Annotated in this window: 1 protein-coding gene and 1 pseudogene; one reads left to right on the forward strand and one right to left on the reverse strand. The window is 71.6% G+C overall.

Annotation, left to right across the window (positions count from 1 at the left end):
* Positions 1-302, forward strand: a 302-nt coding sequence (locus tag FVW27_RS16345) for a 3,4-dihydroxy-2-butanone-4-phosphate synthase (RefSeq protein ID WP_208294849.1), incomplete at its 5' end; no start/stop codon positions are given.
* Positions 303-637: 335 nt separating this feature from the next.
* Here the strand turns inward: FVW27_RS16345 and FVW27_RS16350 are convergent.
* Positions 638-1212 (reverse strand): annotated as a pseudogene (locus FVW27_RS16350) (YihY/virulence factor BrkB family protein); the annotation flags it as partial.

Consider the following 1212-nt stretch of genomic DNA (forward strand, 5'->3'; position numbering starts at 1 on the left):
CGGCGGCAGCACCCGGCGCGCGCCCGGAACACCTGCGCCGACCCGGCCACGTCTTTCCGTTGCGCGCCCGCCCCGGCGGCGTGCTGGAACGGCGGGGGCACACCGAAGCCACCGTGGACCTGATGCGCCTTGCGGGCCTTTCGCCCTGCGGGGTGCTGTGCGAACTGACCAACCCGGACGGCACCATGGCCCGGCTGCCGGAAGTGCAGGCCTTTGGCGTGCGGCAGGACATGCCCGTGCTTACCGTGCAGGACCTTGCCCAATGGCGTGCCCGGCATGACGCCGACACGAGGTGCCGATGAGCACCGGCACGAGTCCCAGCACAAGCCCCAGCGGGTTCACCCGCAAGGAGCCAGTCGGGCTCTCCCGCAAGGGGGTGGCCATGGCGTAATGGCACGGTGCGTTCCGGCCTTTCCTTCCCACCGCGCCTCCGGGCTCCGGCGACTGCGACGCCAGGTCCGGCCTGCGGCAAGGGGAGGGGCTCCGGCTGCCGAAATTCCGATCCGTCCGGCGACTGCGACGCACGGCGGAAAGGCACGGTAGAGGAGAGGGCCGGAACGCCGGATGGCTGTCAGAATGAACCGACGGCGCGGCGGGAACATCCCGCCGCGCCGTCGTCATTGTGGCCGGACCCTCTTCAAGCCCTGCCGCTGCCGGAAGGGCCACCCTTGCCGGCGCCGCCGGTGGCATCAGGTGACGGGGGTGACGGGGGTGACGGGGGGGATGGGGACAAGGGGGAGGCGTCTGCGGTGGGGAATCTGCCGTTTGCGGTGCCGCCCAGCAACTCGCGCGGGTGCGGTTCGTGCGTTTCGCTTTTTGCTGCGCTGTCCCGCGCGTCATTATTCCCACCAGGCCATGTATCGTCCGGCGCGTCTTCCGGTGTGTCTTCCCGCACGTCGCCCGGCACGTCGTCCGGCACGTCGTGTGCACTGGCCGGGGCCGCGTCGAACCAGTCGGGCAGGGTGGTGTCGTGGTAGGCGCGCAGGGTGGCGTTGGCCGGGCTGGCGGCCATGTCCCCGGCCAACCGGGCCAGGGTGTCGTTGATGAATTCGAAAGACGTGGCCACCCGCTCCTCGCCCTCGCCACGGGTGCGTCCGGCCAGGGCCAGCAGCACGTCGACGATGCGCAGCCCGTCGGGCGGCGTGCCCAGCACCCAGGCCGGGGCATCGTCGCACACCCGCACCACCATGCCTTCGCGGGCCAGCCGGTCCA

The sequence above is a fragment of the Nitratidesulfovibrio liaohensis genome (assembly GCF_011682075.1).
GTDB lineage: Bacteria > Desulfobacterota > Desulfovibrionia > Desulfovibrionales > Desulfovibrionaceae > Cupidesulfovibrio > Cupidesulfovibrio liaohensis.